This window comes from Paraburkholderia sp. 31.1 (genome assembly GCF_014397645.1).
Taxonomy (GTDB): Bacteria; Pseudomonadota; Gammaproteobacteria; order Burkholderiales; family Burkholderiaceae; genus Paraburkholderia; species Paraburkholderia tuberum.
The window spans coordinates 104,965-122,682 of sequence record NZ_VZQN01000019.1 but is presented as its reverse complement, the minus strand read 5'-3'; the positions used below and the strand labels follow the sequence as shown (position 1 = coordinate 122,682).

The following is a 17,718-nucleotide window of genomic DNA, read 5'->3' as shown; positions in this document are numbered from 1 at the left end:
ACTCAACCGGGTAGCGCACCAGTCGATCTCGCAGAAGGTCGCTCTAGCCCCAATCGATTGCTCAGGTCCGCGAGTACCGATATCGCCCCTTAACCTCCTGGGCCAAGTACTGCCCCTTAGATGGGGCATTTCTCATCGCTTGAAAAATGTGTTCCGGGATGTCGAAATAATCGTACACGCTTCCGTTCTTAAATTCGACCTTCAGCACTTGACTGCCTTCGTCATACGCGAATTGGGCGATATTGGACGATTCTGGCGTTGCGATCCAATCCATCGTCTACTCCTCGTCGTCTGTTGTCGTTGCTTCTGGACTAACGTGCTCGTAACGCGGGTTCTGCTGACGCCACTGTTTCACCATAATGGCATAATCCTCGGGGTCACGCTGCTGCCCCCAACCAGCGGGACCCTCGTAGCCATCACTTGGGTTCCCACGCACAACCACTCGCGGATCTGCGCTATCTGGTCGTCGGTTTTTTCCTGGCGGGGAGATGAGCGTGCGTACAGGGAGGCTGACCGCTTCGCCGACGATAATGGCCTCGCCGGTCCGGAGTACGGGCAACATCTCAAACAGCCCCTTCAGGTTGTCTGAAGCGGCGCTGGTGACATGTCCTCTGTCGACGTCATTGGCGAGACGCATCGCAAATATGGTTCCGCACTGAGAAAGGATAGTTGAGTCAATCTCCGAGGGCCTCTGACTGACAATCATCATGCCAACGCCATACTTTCTGCCCTCCTTCGCGATCCGCTTTACCGCGAGCGCCGCGGGTCCTGGGCTTTCCTTCGACAGGTAGGCATGAGCCTCCTCAAGGACCAGCAAAAGCGGCCGTTCTCGGCCTCCTTCGGGAAGATTTCGCGCCCAGAAGATTGCATCATACAAGACCCTCAAAAGCGCGCCGATTAGGTCGTTGAGTACGCTCGACGGGATGCCAGACAAATCAAGGATGCTGATTGGCAGTGGTCCGCCAATCCAACCTTCAAGCAAGGCGTCGAGATCCTCAACCGTCTTCCCGTTAATATCTGGAAGCCAGTCACCTGGGTTGAATAAAAACGCCAACCTTGGGTCTCGCAATCTCGATGCGAGGCCAGCGAGTTGCTGCCGAATTCCAAGCGGGTCTCGCCCTAACTGCACGCGCTCTGTCGCTGGACCCGTGGTTTTGACAGTTCGATAGAGCGGCGGCGTTACGGACATTGCATCGCCGAGTTGCTGGGGCGCGCCATCAATGCCAACGACATAGGCCGGATCGACGTCGTCTGCTGCGCCTCCCGGTCGCGGTATTAACGTATGGTGTTCCCGCTTGTGAAGTTCGAACCAAAGTTTGTGCAGGCAAAACGGAATCGGTGTGTCCACCGTGACTCGCGACTCTTCGACACCATCTCGCGGACAACTAACGAGCGCTTCTTTCTTCAGATGTACGATGGCATCTGCGACCGCCGCGGTCTGCGCGTCATTCAATTTTCCGAGCGCCAGCCCGATGAGCTCTTCGAAGCTCAATGCCCAGAACGGAATGTAAAGCCCCCTCTCATTAGCAGTAGGCGATGCAGAAACGCGAAAGATTGACGCTCTATCTGCGAGTGCCTTCGCGTACTCGCCGTGTATATCCAGTAGAACAATTCTCGCAGAGGGATATCGATCGGTTTCAGACAGAGCCGCGAGCAGACCGGCTACTGTTGTTGACTTTCCTGACCCCGTCGTTCCGACAACTGCCGAATGGCGTGTGACGAGCTTGTTAATATTGACTAACGATGGGATAGATTCGGCACTCGCCAGATGACCAACTGAAACAAAATCTTGCGGATCGCCAGCTCCATATATCGCTACAAGGTCGGCCTCGGTGACGATGTGGACACGATCATCGATTGTCGGATGCTGGGAAATGCCGCGCTCGAATCGTCCACCGCGCTGCCCTTCCCCAACCATCTGTACCGTCACCCAACGATTTCCATAGACACGTTCTTCCCCATCGCGGACGGGAGCAGCTCCCGCACCGACCTGGGAGACAACCCCGTATAGATCCACGAAGCCGAGCGGAATTCGAATGAAACTGCCTACTTGCCCGATTCGGTAACCTTCCCCATGCACAAATCCGAGACCCGTCACGGTCTCGTCACTCAACTCGACTGTGATTGTGGCACCCCGGACGTCTTGCACCGTCCCGATAAAGGTTGGGTCACGAGACACTTGCAATCACCGGTTCCTCTTCTGAGCGCGAATGTTGTTGCGCCAGAAAATTGCCAAAGTGCTTGAAGTCCCCAAGCAAGAACTCACAGTTGTTTTCCGATTCGGGAGACCCGGCAGTTCCCTCAGGCTTTGTCACGCTCAACCCGTGCAAGGGGTGTCCAGTTTGCTCATCAGGGCGCCAATCTCTTTCAACTGTGCCGAGAATCGCACCGTCGCGCGCGAGAAGGCTCAGATTTGGATGCCTGCGCGCCTTGGCGAGTGCATCCGAGTATCCTGAGCGTGGTCCGAAGAGCAGCCCGAAACAAATAGCGGTCGGGTTGCTTCGCAGACCATGGAGGATGATTTCGTTCAGATGCTGATCTGCAAACGAGTAGCCGCAAGTCACGAGCACAGCTTGGCCGCGCGTAAGGAATTCACGCAGCCGATCGAGCATTGCTAGGTAGGGCATGCGGCGGCTTTGGTCGTACTTCAAATGAGAAGGGTAGATCATCTGACGATCACCTTGCGAGTGCCCGTCGCGGCGAACAACGTCATCCGTGGCTGTACGCCACCAGTTGACCGATCCGTGTAACTTCCAAAGACGAGCCCACCTTGCTGGAAGGGTTTCGTTTTCCATTGACGTAAGGTCAAAGAACGCCTGCCTTGAACCTATAAAGCCGTCAAAATAGGGAACCTTGTGCTCTTCGAGGGCCTGCTCTATGAGTAGGTCATAGTTGGGTGTGAAAACCTCAATTGCGTGTGCTCGGTGAATGCCGCCGATCCACGTCGCAAGTCGGTGATACGGCGTAATCGAATTGGGCAAAGGCACCCCGACTACGCTGGTCGTGATTTCACATATTTCTTTGTCAATCGCGGCGAGGCTTGTCTTGTTGAGGCCATCGATCGTGCCTTCACGCACCACATCCTGAAGGGCACGAAGATGACTCAGAATATCCTCGATGGTCGGATTCTCAGGTGCGCCGCCGTGAAAGCGATCCAAGAGCGCCTTATAGCTGGCACCCAACTGCTCGGATTGGCCCAACCGCGAGTTGACCAAATCCGTGAGTCCGCGGATATCAGGAATCAAGGGGTTCGTTCCCACATCCGCCGGCATGCGAATCGAGACGGGACATCCAGCACCTAAAAGAAATGCAATTCGCATCTTGTCCGGCGCAAGTGCGTGCTGCAGTAGAAGGGATTGACGATATGGACAGTGGAATAGTGCGCTCATTTCTTGGTCAACGCCTTCTTGTTCGTTCGACGACTTTCAAGTAACACTTGGCGGATGGCCGGACGTTCCGCCACATCAGGGTCTATGTCGACTGCGCTATTCGCGGTTCATAGTCCAAACTGGGATAAGTGTCATGATCGATCTGCGCTTGATCAAAAACAGGTGAATCCGGTGCCCACTCCAACCGGCGAGTCACCGATTTTAGATCGGGCGCACCAAACAGATATCGTTCCTCATATCGCAAGTACAGTGTCTGGAAAAACTGTTCCAACCGCAGCGGACTGTCGTGGGGTGGGAAATCGCGCAGCACATTACCGACATCGTCGCCGGATACTTCCACCATGGCCAGCGTCACCGCTTCGTACCGGCTGACGTCGTTGCGAATCCCTCTGCGCCCGGTCAGTTCGCGCAGCGCAGAATGAAAACGAAAAATCGACTCAACGGGCGCTCCTCCCTCTTGGACGGCTATGTCATTGGCCGCGAGTTGCCGTGCTGGCGTCGCCTCATCTGGCGCCAACTCCTTCGCGAGTGCTGCCACCACGCGGTTCGCTCGAATGACGAACATGTAGCCGAACACCATTGCCGGATAGGTTATGTGCAGATTTGTGCACTCACCGATCGTTTCTTCCATGCGGTTAGTCAGGTTCCGAAATGCGCCCGTCATACCCTTGCATGAAACGGCCATCACGGGCCCAATTCCATCCTTCGTGACAACAACGTCCACGTTTTTCGTCTTAAGCCCACCAAGCACAGTCCGTTCGCCACCGGTTGCAGACTTTGGATCGAAATGCAAAAAGGATTTAGAGCCGCGAGTCACGACCGTGAACGGTGGTCGCGGCGTAATGTCGTCAGGATGAAACCCGCCTTCGAGTACCAACCGACATGCAACGTACCAATGGAGCGGCTTAATATGCTGCTGGCTTTGAGTGGCTCCCGTATACGTCGCAAAGTGGTGTAGCGCGTCCTCCTGATTGATCCACTGGCACACGCGTGACTCACCGTCGACGGCATTATTGCGCAGTGGCATAGTGCCTCCACTCACGCAAGGAAGCTAGAGCCTCTTCGATAACCGAGTTGCGTATACCTCGAAGCGCTGACGCTGAGGGGAGAACCACTTGAGTCGCTTCGCGCGGCTCAAGCTTCAGCATGCCGCCTCCGAGTGGATGTCCTTCCAATTCCGTGCTCAGTTTCACAAACGGGGATTCCCACTTATCCAACAGGCTTCCGGCATCGACGCCCTCCCGCAGCCTTACGCTATGGACGGAATTGGTGCACGTGCAGCCTGCATCGTTACGCACCAAGTTTGCTTCAAGGCCAGACATATATGACAGGAAGAAATCCGGAATTTGCACGTCGGGAACGGAGTACCAAGGGTCTCGAACCCGACATTTGTACGCTTGGCGGGCAATGAAGCCTGCGTCCGAGTCGAGGTACCGCAAAACCGCCGCAGGAACACGGCCCGATTTTGGCATGCGTAGTAGTAAAACCTGCTCGTCATCTTGATGCCACTTGCCGACGGTTGACGTCGTCAAGCGTCGCTTCGGTAAAGCACGTCCGTTGCGGACCGTTGGGTGCAGCAGCTGTTTCGGGATGCGAAGCTTATTGGCATCGGATGGACGCAGGTGAAAGAAATCGTTGGCCCCGCTCACGTAACCGATGCCGATATTGGCGAGTTGGCCGAAGCGATGCGCCTCCTTATGCGCGATCACCTCCCGATACAGACTTCTGGCTTCAGCGGGCATCAGGAACGGCCGTAGGCGCCGTCCCCACTCTCTCCATTCGTTCATCGAGACGCGCGCAAAGCTCTTGGGCGGCGCAGGCATCCGCAGGAACCTATCTAGGGCTGAAAAACGAATTTCTTCCGTATGCTTTCCGAAGCCGTCCGCATAAAGCAGCCAACAGTCTTCCGAAAGGTCAGGAAACAGCTTGTCGCGCACCGCCACGATGTGCACGACGGCAAAGTGAGCAGATAGATATTCGATTAGAGGAGCCGAGTAAGGGGCGTGCCCAATCTCCGCGGGAACGACAAAAGCGAGACGGCCGCCGGGCAGAAGCAGGCTTGCTGTTGCTACGAGGAACGGTGCCCACGAAGAACTGAGCCCGCTGAATTTGGCGCCGACACGGCCGCAAAGGCTCATCGCGCGATCTCTTACTTCCCCTTTAAACGTCTGATAGCGGATAAAGGGCGGATTACCGGCTGCACATTCGAAACGCTCCAGTGTGTTGCTGGCCCACGCAAAGAAGTCGCCCTCATGCACTAATGCCCATGGTGCCCGTGCCATCGCGAGCTCACTCGCAGCCATGTCTTGTTCAATACCAACGCTGTTACGATGTCCGGCGATGAAGCGTCCATCGCCGCAAGAAGGGTCCAACAAACGATCCTTCTCGCTGCGCAGCGCCCAGCTCAACAGACTCTCCGTAACAGCGTCTGGGGTGTAATAGGCCCCAGCTTCCTTCTGGGAAAGTGGCACCTTCATAACTTTCTGTTCTTGTGCAACAGCCATTGGTCAACAACGTTCCTTTCAGCTGCGTCTCGGATGACCTGCGCAAACCGAGACTCTTTTGTCCTTGGCGATTTCTTGCAAGGTTCTGTACAGATCTTGAGGTAGTCTAAAAGATGCTCTCGTCGCAAGCGATCTTCAAGCGGGCCTGCGTCCTTGTTTGCTAGCGATAGCCACGGCGCACGTGGAGTTGATACGGCACTTTACATCAAAGTAAAGCAATCTAGGTGGATGCGGGTGGGCGGCCGGCTATGGGCGTTTTCGTACGATATCTTCGACCCGATAACGGGCCGAGAGCGTCTGCAAACAGGTGGGTACGAGCAGAAAGTAACTGGGGCTGATTTTTTTTAATCAGCTCCTGTGCAGGCCATCAGTGTAAGTTCGCGCTCTCGCGTTGCTCGGGTACTTTTGCGAAGGCTATGAGCATGGATCGATGGTGTTCTCAAATGCCTACATGGTGCCTACACGGAATCCAGAAAGCAAAAAGCCCAGTCACGAGGACCGGGCTAAGTGCTTAATTTCTTTGGTGGGGCGTGAGTGACTCGAACACTCGACCTACGGATTAAGAGTCCGCTGCTCTACCAACTGAGCTAACGCCCCAACAGAAGCGAAATTATGCAGGATCTTTTTGAGATTGCCAAGCCCTTTTCGCAGTGTTATTAAAAAGATCGCATCGCCCGAACTTGAGCGTTCCCTCGACAAAACCGCCATCCCGAAAACATCGACGCGTCCAACGCTGCCGGTATCATGTCGCGGACACCTCCCGCACTCAGCATCGCGACTTTCGCCCGGGGATTCCCATGAATGACAAAGAGATTACCGAGCTGCTCGACCGAGTTCTCGCCCCATGGGTCCGGGCGCTCACGTTGACGCCGATCAAGGTCGACGAGGAAAGCGCCACGCTGCGTCTGCCGTTCTCTGGCGAGTGGCGACACTCGGGCGGCATGATCAGCGGCCAGGTATTCATGGCGGCCGCGGATACGGCGATGGTCGTCGCCATTACCGCCGCACTCGGCGGCTTCAAGCCGATGAGCACGGTGTCGCTGAACATCAACTTCATGCGCGCGGTCCGCAAGGGCGATGTGCTGATCAAGGCGCGCGTGCTGCGCATGGGCCGCAATCTCGTGTTTGGCGAAGTCGAACTGTTCGACGAAGGCGGCAACATGGCGGTTCAAGCCACTACGACTTACGCGCTGCTCGAGTGAATGCGCGTCGGACCCGAGGGGGCCGCCAACACAATCTGCGAGCAGCAAGAGCAAAGGAAAGCAAGGAAAAGCAGCATGTTCGATCAGATCGTATTCGCCGGCGGCGGCAACCGCTGCTGGTGGCAGGCGGGTTTCTGGGACGTCGTGCAGCCGCAGCTCGACATCCGTCCGCGCGTGATCACCGGCATTTCGGCCGGCGCCGCAACCGCGTGCATGATTTACACGCGCGGCGACGCCGACTGGGTTATGCGCTATTACGAAGACGCACTGCGCCACAACACGCGCAACGCATACTGGGGCAATCTGCTGCGCGGCGAGTCGGTGTTCCCGCATTACCGGATCTACCGTCAGGCGCTGCTCGATATCTATGGCGACAAGTTTTCCAGGCTCGCGCAGGCGCCGGAAATCCGCATCGGCGTGTCGCATCTGCCGCGCTGGCTCGGCGCGAGAAGTGCGGTCGCGGCAGGGCTGGTCGCGTACAACATCGAAAAATACGTGCGCAAGACGCTGCATCCGACGCTCGGTCGGACGCTTGGCTTTCATCCGGAATTCGTGCGCGCGCAGGATTGCGCGAGCGTCGACGAGTTGGCCGACCTGATCCTGCAATCGTCGAGTACACCGCCGTTCACGCCGGTTCTGCGGCGCAACGGCCGGCCGGTGCTGGACGGCGGCATGGTCGACAACGTGCCGGTCGGCGCGCTAGATGCCGACGCGCCGGGCAACGTGCTCGTGATGGTCACGCGTCTTTATCCGCGGCCGCAGATGTTCGTCGTGCCACACGGCGTGCAGCAGCGGCTTTACGTGCAACCGTCGCGCAAGGTGCCGATTTCGAGTTGGGATTACACGAGTCCGTCGCAGATGGTGCACGCCTATAACCTTGGCCGTGCCGACGGTGAGGTCTTCCTTGAACGCATCCCTGCATTGATGGAGGCGGGAGCGCACGAAGCGCGATGAGCGACGCGGCGGGCACACATCTGAACCGCCGGCCGCCTCGCCCATCAATTACCGCCGGCGCCCGCCCTGCAACGCCTCCGGATTCGCGACACTGGCGGTATCGCCGGCATCGAACGCGAGGATGTTGTTGAACGCCGCCGAAAAATACAGCTCGTAGCTCTCGCGCTCCACGTAGCCGATGTGCGGCGTGCAGATCACGTTCTCCATGCGCAGCAGGCTGTAGCCTTGCAGGATCGGCTCGCTTTCGTAGACGTCGATCGCGACCATCCCCGGACGGTTGTGCGACAGCGCGTTCACCAGCGCACTCTCTTCGAGCAGCTCGGCGCGGCTCGTGTTCACGAGCAGCGCGGTCGGTTTCATGCGCATCAAATCGTCCTGCTTGACGATGCCACGCGTGTCGTCGTGCAGACGCAGATGCAGGGACAGCACATCGCTGGTCTCGAACAGTTCCTCACGACTCGCCGCGACGCTGTAGCCATCGGCGCGAGCGGCTTCGCGCGAGTGCTCGCGGCCCCAGATCAGCACGTTCATGCCGAACGCCTTGCCGTAGCCGGCGAGCAGTCGGCCGATCTTGCCGTAGCCCCAGATCCCTAGCGTCTGTCCGCGCAGCACTTGCCCCAAACCGAAGTTCGGCGGCAGCGCCGACGTCTTCAGCCCCGACTGCTGCCAGGCGCCCTGTTTAAGGTTTGCCACGTATTGCGGAATACGCCGTTGGGCGGCCATGATGAGTGCCCACGTCAGTTCGGCCGGCGCGACCGGCGAACCGCTGCCCTCGAGCACGGCAATGCCGCGCTCGGTACAGGCCGCTAGATCGATGTGGCTCGACACTTTGCCAGTCTGACTGATCATGCGCAAACGCGGCAGCTTGTCGAGTAGTTGCGACGTGACGCGGGTACGTTCGCGAATCAGGACGAGGGCGTCGACTTCCGCAAGACGGCTCGCAAGTTGTCCGAGACCGCGCACGGTATTGTTGAATACTTTGACTTCCTGGTCGGCCAGCAATTGAAAGCAGTCGAGCTTGCGAACGGCGTCCTGGTAATCGTCGAGGATGGCAATCTTCATGGTATGTAATTTGCGGCGCACCTCGTTGGTGCGAACTGAATGTTATGCTGACTGTCCCACCATGTGACTTAGGTCACACGTTAGTCTGGCTAGATGCCCTACCGTAGAAGCTGTCGCACACAAAAGAACGGCAACGCTACGTGAAGGCGAATTGAGAACGTTTTTAGCAGTTTGTTGCGTGTTGAGGCAAGCCGCTTTACACAAGGTTGCAGAAGCCTTGTAGGAAGCGCGCCTCCGCCTGGCAAGCTGTGTGGCCCAGGACGATCTGCGCAATCATGCGCCGCCAGTGGAAAATTGACACGTCGGCGCGATGAATTCAATGCCACTCGCATGCAGCGTCCCGCGGGCTTGTACCGTTTTTCTATTGCTTCAAACGGAGACAAGTCGATGAATCATCCCTCGTTCGAAGGCCAGCCCACTATCGAGGCGCCCACATGGATCAAACACCGCAAGCTGATCGACTGGGTCCAGCGCATCGCCGCGCTGACCAAGCCTGAAAAAGTGGTCTGGTGCGACGGCTCGCAGGAAGAATATGACCGCCTGTGCGCGCAGATGGTCGAAGCCGGAACGCTGAAGAAACTCAACCCCGCCAAGCGTCCCAATTCCTATCTCGCCTGGTCCGATCCGTCCGACGTCGCGCGCGTCGAGGATCGCACCTTCATCTGCTCGCAGCGCGCCGAGGACGCTGGCCCCACCAACAACTGGATCGCCCCGGCCGAAATGCGCTCGACGCTCGACGGCCTGTTCGATGGCGCGATGCGCGGCCGCACGATGTACGTGGTGCCGTTCTCGATGGGCCCGCTCGGCTCGCCGATCGCGCATATCGGCGTCGAGTTGAGCGACAGCCCGTACGTCGCGACCAATATGCGCATCATGACGCGCATGGGCCGCAAGGTGTATGACGTGCTCGGCGAGGACGGCGAGTTCGTGCCATGCGTGCATTCGGTCGGCGCGCCGCTCGCGGCGGGCGAGCAGGACGTGTCGTGGCCTTGCAACAAGACCAAGTACATCGTGCATTTCCCCGAATCGCGCGAAATCTGGAGCTTTGGCTCGGGCTATGGCGGCAATGCGCTGCTCGGCAAGAAGTGCTTCGCGCTGCGCATCGCATCGACGATGGGCCGCGACGAGGGCTGGCTCGCCGAACACATGCTGATTCTCGGCGTCACCTCGCCGGACGGGCGCAAGCATCACGTGGCGGCGGCGTTTCCGTCGGCGTGCGGCAAGACCAACTTTGCGATGCTGATCCCGCCTGCGGGCCTGAACGGCTGGAAAATCTCGACGATCGGCGACGACATCGCGTGGATCAAACCGGGCAAGGACGGCCGCCTGTACGCGATCAATCCGGAAGCCGGCTACTTCGGCGTTGCGCCGGGCACGAGCGAAAAGACCAACTACAACGCGCTCGCCACGTTGAAGGAAAACGTGATCTTCACGAACGTCGCGCTGACCGACGACGGCGACGTCTGGTGGGAAGGCATGACCGACGAGCCGCCGGCGCATCTGATCGACTGGCAGGGCAAGGACTGGACGCCGGACGAGGCAAAGGAAACCGGCCGCAAGGCGGCGCATCCGAACGCGCGCTTCACGGCGCCGGCTTCGCAGTGCCCGTCGATCGACGCGGACTGGGAAAACCCGGCCGGTGTCGCAATCGACGCATTCATCTTCGGTGGCCGCCGCTCGACCACCGTGCCGCTCGTCACTGAAGCGCGCAACTGGGTCGAGGGCGTCTACATGGCGGCGACGATGGGCTCTGAAACCACCGCCGCGGCGGCTGGACAGCAGGGCGTGGTGCGCCGCGATCCGTTCGCGATGCTGCCGTTCTGCGGCTACAACATGAGCGACTATTTCACTCATTGGCTGAAGACCGGCGAGCGTCTGCAGCAGTTGAGCGCGAAGCTGCCGAAAATCTTCTGCGTGAACTGGTTCCGCAAGGGCGCGGACGGCAAGTTCGTGTGGCCTGGCTTCGGCGAGAACATGCGCGTGCTGAGCTGGATGGTCGGCCGCATCGAAGGCACCGCGCAGGGCGAAGAGCATGCGTTCGGCATTTCGCCGCACTATGAGGACATCGACTGGAGCGGGCTGAACTTCAGCCGCGAGCAGTTCGAGCAGGTGATTTCCGTCGATGACGCTGCATGGCGCGACGAGCTTGTGTTGCACACGAAGCTGTTTGACACGCTGCAACACGGTCTGCCGCCGGCACTGACTGAGGCGAAGCGCGCGCTCGAGGAAAAACTCACAGCTTGATTATGTGAGTGCTCACTCAGCATAAAAAACCGCCCTCGGGCGGTTTTTTCGTTTGGGCGCCCGGTTTATTTCCGTTTTTTCGAGTTCCGCAACGGCCGAACGACCGTTGCGTCTGTTCGAACAAAAAAGACAGAGCAAGGATGCAGCGCAGCAGATTGTTTTTGATTTGGGAATAATCGCTGGTCGGACCCCGGTTTTATCGACACAGTCATACCAAAATTGACAATATTTCCTATTTTGCGGGCAACTTCTGCACGATTTTGCGAGTCGTAGGAGAATTCCAAGTTCGCTTCACTGGTTTTCACCAATTGTCAGGAAGCAGTAACAAGGCAGGGAGTTGTCCTATGGATCATTTGCAGTCGATGCGAGTTTTCGTCAAGGTGGCGGATCTCGGCAGTTTTGCCCGCGCCGCGAGCGCCATGGATATTTCCAACGCGGTCGCCACCCGTCACGTTGCCGACCTCGAGGGCCGTCTTGGTACGCGGCTGCTCAATCGCACGACCCGCAGCTTGTCGCTGACCGAATCCGGTCAGGTCTACCTCGAGCGCGCCCGTCAGATTCTCGACGAACTGGAAGACGTCGAACAGATGGTGGTCGCTCGCAATCACGAACCCGTCGGCACGCTACGCATCGTCGCGCCCGTCGTGTTCGGGCTGCATAACCTCGCGCCCGTGCTGCAAACGTACGCGGAGCGCTATCCAAAAGTCATTCCCGACGTCACGCTGGTCGATCGTCAGGTGGACCTCGTCGAGGAGGGCTTCGACGTCGGCGTCGTGATCGCGCGGCAAATGCGCAGCGCGAGTATCGTTACGCGGCGTCTGACCACGGGCTGCATGACCGTCTGCGCGACGCCGGCTTATCTGGAAAAGCATGGCATGCCGACGCGTCCCGAACATCTGCTCGAGCACCCGTGCCTGAGCCTGCCATCCGAATACTGGGGCGATGAACGCGTGTTTACGGGGCCGGAAGGCGAAGTGCGCGTGCGGCCGTCGAACGTGATCGTCGCGAACAACACGGAGATGCTGAGACAGTTTGCGCTGCTCGGCATGGGCACCGCGATTCTGCCGAGCTATCTGATCGGTCGCGACATGACGCGCGGCCGGCTCGTGCGTTTGCTCGGCGATTACCGTTTGCCGCAGGTCGAGATCAATATTGCGTACCCAAGCCGCCGTCACCTGCCGGCCAAGGTGCGCACGTTCATCGACCATCTGGTCGAGCACTTCAACCAGACGCCGAACAGCGTGCTCGGCGAGCAGTGGATCAAGGACGGTCTGGAGCGTCCGGCGACGTCGGCCGCGTTCGAGACTGCCGAGTCGCGCGCACCGGAAGCGTTCGATGGCGCCGAGCCGCTGTCGCGGCTTCTCGATAGCGAGCTGTCGCCGGCCGTGCCGAAGCCGATGACGAAGTCGTCCAATCGCAGTCCACGCCCGACGGCGTTATCGCCGCTGTAAATCTCTGAATGTCGAAGCCCGCAGCGATGCGGACCGGCATTAAAAAGGCGCAGTCACCTCAAGTGACTGCGCCTTTTTTCATGGACAGATGCGGACTACACCGCGGGCTGTGCACGGATCGCCGACCGCGGCGGCTAATGTAGCTATTCCTGCTACCACCGCGAGCTGCCGATCCGAATCTCGCCCTACTAGCCGGTTTTTCGCGCCGCGGTCTTTTTCGCCGGTGCCTTCTTGGCCGCCGCGGTCTTGGCGGCGGGCGCCTTCTTCGCCGCCACCTTCTTTTCCGCCGGCTCGGCCTTCACGGCGACCGCGGTATCACCTTCGTCCGCTTCCGGCATCGCCTTGGCCGCGGAACGAGCACCCGAAGTCTTCGCCGCTGCGGTCTTCGCCGCCGCCGGCTCCTTCTTCTCGAATTCGAAGCCGATCTTGCCGTCGTTCTGCTTGACGAGGAAAGCTTTGAAGTTACGGCCGGTACGCGACGACTTGAAGTTCGTCAGCAGATCGGTGCGACCCTCCTCGAGCAGTTTGGCCATCTGCTCGCGGGCGATTTCCTGCTGCAGGATCACCTTGCCGGAACGGAAGTCGCACGACTTCGGATTCGCCACCGAGTTTTCGCAGACGTAGCTCATGCCATGCTCGAAAACGCGGCCTTGGCACTTCGGACACGCGCCGACCGGCTGCTGATCGGAGAAGTCGGGCGGCTCGCCGTCTTCGCCGGCCGCGTCCTGGCCGAAGTCGAACTCGAGCTTGTAATTCTTGATCTCGTCGTCGAGCGACAGTTTCAGGATCGCCGAGAACGGCCGCCCCATCTTGCTGCGGAAGCCCGACAGCGGCCCGATCGTCTTGTTCTGCAGCAGTTCTTCGACTTCGGCGATCTCGAACTGACGGCCGCCCGGAATCTTCGAGATCGAGAACTCGCACTTCGAGCACGCGAAACGCCGGTAGTTTTCCTTCACCTGGCCACCGCAATTCGGGCAAGGTGTCTGCAATGTCGCGTAATCGCCCGGGATCGTGTCGGAATCGTATTCCTTCGCGCGCTTGACGATAGTCTGCGTCATGCGCGCGATTTCCTGCATGAACGCGTCGCGTGGCAGGTTGCCGCGCTCCATCTGCGACAGCTTGTATTCCCATTCGCCGGTTAGCTCCGGCGCAGTCAGCTCCTTCACGCCGAGGCCGCGCAGCAGCGTCATCAGCTGGAAGGCCTTGGCGGTCGGAATCAGATCACGGCCTTCGCGGATCAGGTACTTTTCGGTGAGCAGACCTTCGATGATCGCCGCGCGCGTTGCCGGCGTGCCGAGCCCCTTGGCCGCCATCGCTTCGCGCAATTCGTCGTCTTCGACCAGTTTTCCCGCACCTTCCATCGCCGACAGCAGCGTCGCTTCGTTGTAGCGTGCGGGCGGCTTCGTGATCAGTTGCTGCGCGGCGATCTTGTCGGTCTTGACCTTTTCGTCCTTCTGCACCGGCACGAGGTTCGCGTCATCGCCGCTGGTTTCACGGCCGTAGATCTGCAGCCAACCCGGCTCGACGAGCACCTTGCCCTCGGTCTTGAAGTGGTGGCCGACCACCTCGGTGATACGCGTCGTCACTCGGGATTCGGCGGCAGGGAAGAACACGGCGAGGAAGCGCTTCACGACGAGGTCGTAGAGCTTCTGCTCCGGCTCGGACAGATTCTTCGGCGCCTGCAGCGTCGGGATGATTGCGAAGTGGTCGCTGATCTTCGAGTTGTCGAAGATGCGCTTGTTCGGTTTCACCCAGCCCTTGTCGAGCACCTGCTTCGCGAACGGCAGGTAGTTGTTGCTCTCCTTGAGCATGCCGAGCGTCTGCTTGACCGTGTCCAGATAGTCTTCCGGCAGCGCGCGCGCGTCGGTACGCGGATAGGTCAGAACCTTGTGCTTTTCGTACAGCGCCTGAGCGAGACCCAGCGTGTTCTTCGCCGAAAAGCCGAAGCGGCCGTTGGCTTCTCGCTGCAGACTGGTCAGGTCGAAGAGCGCGGGCGACAGCTGCGTCGACGGTTTCGACTCCTCGGTCACCGTGCCGAGCTGGCCGCGGCAAGCCGCGACAATCGTCTCTGCCGCTGGCAACGCCCAGAGGCGCGAATCGCGCTTCTCCGGATCGAACTCGTCGCGCTTGAATTTCGGATCGAACCAGCGGCCTTCGTAGAAGCCGCCCGCGCAGACGAACTCCGCCTTCACTTCCCAGTAGTCGCGCGGCACGAAGCGTCGAATCTTCTCTTCGCGCTCGACGACGATCGATAGCGTCGGCGTCTGCACGCGCCCGACCGTGGTCAGGAAAAAGCCGCCGCCCTTGCTGTTGAACGCGGTCATCGCGCGCGTGCCGTTGATGCCGACGAGCCAGTCCGCCTCCGAGCGGCAGCGCGCCGCGTCGGCGAGCGGCTGCATCTCTTCGTCGCTGCGCAGACGCGCGAAACCGTCGCGGATCGAGCCGGCCGTCATCGACTGCAGCCACAGCCGTTGCACCGGCTGTTTGGCTTTCGCGTGCTGCGCGATCAGGCGGAAAATCAGTTCGCCCTCGCGCCCCGCGTCGCATGCGTTGATCAGACGGTCGATGTCCTTACGCTTCATCAGCCTGGTCAGCACCTTCAGGCGCGACTCGCTCTTCGCGATCGGATTCAGATCGAAATGCGGAGGAATGACGGGCAGATTGGCAAAGCTCCACTTGCCGCGCTTGACTTCGTAGTCGTCGGGCGCGGCGATTTCCAGCAGGTGGCCCACTGCCGACGAAAGGACGTAGTCGTCGCTTTCGTAGTACTCGTCATGCTTGGTAAAGCCGCCCAAAGCGCGCGCGATGTCGTTCGCGACAGAAGGCTTTTCGGCGATGATCAGTGCTTTGGACATGACTCGATGTGAGGTTGGTAGATCCGGGTTGGTGGCCTTGAGGGCCAACATGGCGCGCGACGCTCGCTTGAGACCTCTTTCGACCCAATAACGACCGCTTTATAGCACAAGGTGCGAACCCAACGGGTCAAGTGCCATAAAAGCGCGTCATCATAATTGCGCGTCCGGCGGTTGATCAACTGCGGCAAACGCCGCGTGCGGACAGCGATGCCAGCCGCGATGCTGTCCCAAATGATCGGCGGGGGCCTGTGCCGCAAGCCGCGCGTCGCGAGACTTTCCGTTTGACCGGGCGGCGCGCGAGGCCGCCTTCAGGCGACCGCCAGAGCCGGTCGCAGCTTCGGCGCACCGGTTACGCCGGGCAGCGCGGTCAGATCCGACAGCATCCGCTCGACGATCGACACCTGTGGCAAAACCGTACCGAAAAACCGTGTCGTCACCGAGTCTTCGATCAGGACGGTCGGGAAATTCTCGACGTCCAGATCGTCGAACCGATCCGCATGAGTTTCGATGTCGATCCATGCGAAACAGACTTCGGGGTGCCGCTCGGCCAGTTGGTTGAAGGAGTCCCGGTACTCGCGGCACGTTCCGCACCACTCCGCGCACAGGCATGCAACGAACAGCGTGTCGGGTTCGTTGACGCGCTCGGCGATCCGGTCCTGGTCGGTGTCGAGGTTCAGCGCGGGCATGAAGTGATTTCCTTGTGTGTTTTGTCGGGTGCTTTGGCGCGAATGTAGCATGGCCGGTCGCGAAAAGTTGCCAATCTGCATTGACGCCGGTCAGTCTCGGCTCAGTCATGATGGGCTCGCATGAAGCGGCCGCCGGGCAGCAGCGTGACCTCGCCGGCGAGTTCGAGCCGGAGCAAGGCGGCGTGCAGGGCGGCGTTCTCCATCTCGGTACGGGCGGCGAGAATTTCAAGCGTGGTCGGCGAATGGCCGAGCGCGGCGAGCAGACGCTGTGCGTCAGGGGCGAGCGCCGGCTGCGGGGCCGGCCCGGACGCCGGTGAGTCGGCGAAGGCTGCGGTCGTAGCGGGCAAAGCGGTTCCACCCGACGAAACGTGCAAACCCGCATGCTCCAGCGGCACGGCCCGCTTCGCCGAGCGTCTCGCATCGCCCGCCGGCCGGCGGGCAAAACCGAGCTCCTCCAGCACCTCGTCAGGCGTTTCCACGAGCCGCGCTCCCTGCTTGATCATCCGATGACAGCCGCGCGACAACGGCGCGTAAATCGATCCGGGCAACGCGAACACGTCGCGCCCCATCTCGTTGGCAAGCCGCGCGGTAATCAGCGAACCGGAACGCATAGCCGCCTCGACGATCACGACTCCGCTGACCAGCCCAGCGATCAGCCGGTTGCGCTGTGGGAAGTTGGCGGCGCGTGCCGGCGTGCCGAGCGGCCACTCCGAGAGAATCGCACCCTGCGCCTCGATCTGCCGCGCGAGTGCTTGATGCGCGGCGGGATAGACGAGGTCCGCGCCGGTGCCGACCACCGCGACCGTTCCGCCGACACCTTCCAACCCGCCCCGATGCGCGGCGCCGTCGATGCCGAGTGCGAGCCCCGATACGACCGTCACGCCCGCCGCCGACAGTTCTCGCGCGAACCGCCGCGCATCCTCGATGCCCTGCGGCGTTGCGCTGCGGCTGCCTACCAGCGCGACCGCGCGCGTATGCAGCAAATCAAGCCGGCCCTTTATATATAGGAGCGGTGGCGGATCGGAGATCGTCAGCAGCGCGGGCGGATAGGCGGGATCGTCGAGCGTGACGATCTGGTTGCCCGGCTGCTCGCGCCATGCGAGCACCGCATCGAGCTGGCCGTCGAACGCTGGACCCGGCGGCGCCAGCACCGCGCGCGCCGCGGCGTCACCGGCGACCTCCGCGAGCGTCTCCGGCGACTGCGCCAACAGCGCCTGCGGCAGCCCGAATGCGCCCAGCAACAGCCGCAACGCCGCGGGTTTTAGGCCCGGCGCAAGTGACAACCGCAGCCAGGCGGCAAGTTCGATACGGGTCGCGGGCAAGCTCTGCATGCGGGTCGCTCCTCTGGCGGGGCCTGCGGGCAGGCGGGCG

At 60.3% G+C, this 17,718-nt stretch carries 13 protein-coding genes and 1 tRNA gene; 4 read left to right on the top strand and 10 right to left on the bottom strand.

What is annotated here, in order from left to right; all coding sequences use genetic code 11:
• Window positions 1-61: 61 nt before the first annotated feature.
• The 6 genes from F6X37_RS16900 to F6X37_RS16875 form a co-directional block, all read right to left on the bottom strand.
• Window positions 62-274 carry a KTSC domain-containing protein gene (locus tag F6X37_RS16900; RefSeq protein WP_187612117.1) on the bottom strand — a complete coding sequence of 71 codons (213 nt, stop codon included), beginning with the start codon at window positions 272-274 and terminating at the stop codon, window positions 62-64.
• Window positions 275-277: 3 nt separating this feature from the next.
• Window positions 278-2,113 carry an ATP-binding protein gene (locus F6X37_RS16895; RefSeq protein ID WP_222944862.1) on the bottom strand — a complete coding sequence of 612 codons (1,836 nt, stop codon included), beginning with the start codon at window positions 2,111-2,113 and terminating at the stop codon, window positions 278-280.
• A gap of 55 nt (window positions 2,114-2,168) precedes the next feature.
• On the bottom strand, window positions 2,169-3,389 hold the full coding sequence (locus F6X37_RS16890; protein WP_187612116.1) for an SIR2 family protein: 1,221 nt from the start codon (window positions 3,387-3,389) through the stop codon (window positions 2,169-2,171).
• A gap of 82 nt (window positions 3,390-3,471) precedes the next feature.
• Window positions 3,472-4,416, bottom strand: coding sequence for a hypothetical protein (locus F6X37_RS16885; RefSeq protein ID WP_187612115.1), 945 nt, complete (start codon window positions 4,414-4,416; stop codon window positions 3,472-3,474).
• Window positions 4,400-5,893: a hypothetical protein gene (locus F6X37_RS16880; RefSeq protein ID WP_222944861.1), complete on the bottom strand. Its 1,494-nt coding sequence runs from the start codon at window positions 5,891-5,893 to the stop codon at window positions 4,400-4,402. Before F6X37_RS16880 ends, F6X37_RS16885 begins: the two co-directional genes overlap by 17 nt.
• A gap of 521 nt (window positions 5,894-6,414) precedes the next feature.
• Window positions 6,415-6,490: transfer RNA gene (locus F6X37_RS16875), tRNA-Lys, on the bottom strand.
• A gap of 200 nt (window positions 6,491-6,690) precedes the next feature.
• Between F6X37_RS16875 and F6X37_RS16870 the strand changes: the two genes are divergently transcribed.
• Both F6X37_RS16870 and F6X37_RS16865 read left to right on the top strand, forming a co-directional pair.
• On the top strand, window positions 6,691-7,095 hold the full coding sequence (locus tag F6X37_RS16870; RefSeq protein ID WP_187612114.1) for a PaaI family thioesterase: 405 nt from the start codon (window positions 6,691-6,693) through the stop codon (window positions 7,093-7,095).
• 75 nt (window positions 7,096-7,170) lie between these two features.
• The gene (locus tag F6X37_RS16865) at window positions 7,171-8,049 is read left to right on the top strand and encodes a patatin-like phospholipase family protein (RefSeq protein ID WP_187612113.1); all 879 of its coding nucleotides are present in this window, start codon (window positions 7,171-7,173) and stop codon (window positions 8,047-8,049) included.
• A gap of 48 nt (window positions 8,050-8,097) precedes the next feature.
• Here F6X37_RS16865 and F6X37_RS16860 read toward each other — a convergent pair whose 3' ends face one another.
• Entirely contained in the window at window positions 8,098-9,111 is a 1,014-nt protein-coding gene (locus tag F6X37_RS16860) for a D-2-hydroxyacid dehydrogenase family protein (RefSeq protein WP_187612112.1), read from the bottom strand.
• A gap of 387 nt (window positions 9,112-9,498) precedes the next feature.
• Here F6X37_RS16860 and F6X37_RS16855 point away from each other — a divergent pair, with 387 nt between their 5' ends.
• The gene (locus F6X37_RS16855; RefSeq protein ID WP_187612111.1) at window positions 9,499-11,355 is read left to right on the top strand and encodes a phosphoenolpyruvate carboxykinase (GTP); all 1,857 of its coding nucleotides are present in this window, start codon (window positions 9,499-9,501) and stop codon (window positions 11,353-11,355) included.
• A gap of 344 nt (window positions 11,356-11,699) precedes the next feature.
• Window positions 11,700-12,806, top strand: coding sequence for a LysR family transcriptional regulator (locus F6X37_RS16850; protein ID WP_090802249.1), 1,107 nt, complete (start codon window positions 11,700-11,702; stop codon window positions 12,804-12,806).
• Between the two features lie 188 nt (window positions 12,807-12,994).
• On the opposite strand, the gene F6X37_RS16845 is transcribed toward F6X37_RS16850, so the two are convergent.
• The 3 genes from F6X37_RS16845 to dprA form a co-directional block, all read right to left on the bottom strand.
• The gene (locus F6X37_RS16845; RefSeq protein WP_187612110.1) at window positions 12,995-15,661 is read right to left on the bottom strand and encodes a DNA topoisomerase III; all 2,667 of its coding nucleotides are present in this window, start codon (window positions 15,659-15,661) and stop codon (window positions 12,995-12,997) included.
• 308 nt (window positions 15,662-15,969) lie between these two features.
• Complete coding sequence (locus tag F6X37_RS16840; protein WP_018418960.1) at window positions 15,970-16,347, bottom strand: thioredoxin family protein; 378 nt, start codon at window positions 16,345-16,347, stop codon at window positions 15,970-15,972.
• Window positions 16,348-16,448: 101 nt separating this feature from the next.
• On the bottom strand, window positions 16,449-17,678 hold the full coding sequence (gene dprA / locus F6X37_RS16835) for a DNA-processing protein DprA (RefSeq protein ID WP_187612109.1): 1,230 nt from the start codon (window positions 17,676-17,678) through the stop codon (window positions 16,449-16,451).
• Window positions 17,679-17,718 lie beyond the last annotated feature (40 nt).

Excerpts from the sequence above, each read along its gene's own strand:
- F6X37_RS16900 (WP_187612117.1), bottom strand. The coding sequence starts at position 274 with ATGGATTGGATCGCAACGCCAGAATCGTCCAATATCGCCCAATTCGCG.
- F6X37_RS16890 (WP_187612116.1), bottom strand. The coding sequence starts at position 3,389 with ATGAGCGCACTATTCCACTGTCCATATCGTCAATCCCTTCTACTGCAG.
- F6X37_RS16885 (WP_187612115.1), bottom strand. The coding sequence starts at position 4,416 with ATGCCACTGCGCAATAATGCCGTCGACGGTGAGTCACGCGTGTGCCAG.
- F6X37_RS16880 (WP_222944861.1), bottom strand. The coding sequence starts at position 5,893 with ATGGCTGTTGCACAAGAACAGAAAGTTATGAAGGTGCCACTTTCCCAG.
- F6X37_RS16870 (WP_187612114.1), top strand. The coding sequence starts at position 6,691 with ATGAATGACAAAGAGATTACCGAGCTGCTCGACCGAGTTCTCGCCCCA.
- F6X37_RS16865 (WP_187612113.1), top strand. The coding sequence starts at position 7,171 with ATGTTCGATCAGATCGTATTCGCCGGCGGCGGCAACCGCTGCTGGTGG.
- F6X37_RS16860 (WP_187612112.1), bottom strand. The coding sequence starts at position 9,111 with ATGAAGATTGCCATCCTCGACGATTACCAGGACGCCGTTCGCAAGCTC.
- F6X37_RS16855 (WP_187612111.1), top strand. The coding sequence starts at position 9,499 with ATGAATCATCCCTCGTTCGAAGGCCAGCCCACTATCGAGGCGCCCACA.
- F6X37_RS16850 (WP_090802249.1), top strand. The coding sequence starts at position 11,700 with ATGGATCATTTGCAGTCGATGCGAGTTTTCGTCAAGGTGGCGGATCTC.
- F6X37_RS16845 (WP_187612110.1), bottom strand. The coding sequence starts at position 15,661 with ATGTCCAAAGCACTGATCATCGCCGAAAAGCCTTCTGTCGCGAACGAC.
- F6X37_RS16840 (WP_018418960.1), bottom strand. The coding sequence starts at position 16,347 with ATGCCCGCGCTGAACCTCGACACCGACCAGGACCGGATCGCCGAGCGC.
- dprA (WP_187612109.1), bottom strand. The coding sequence starts at position 17,678 with ATGCAGAGCTTGCCCGCGACCCGTATCGAACTTGCCGCCTGGCTGCGG.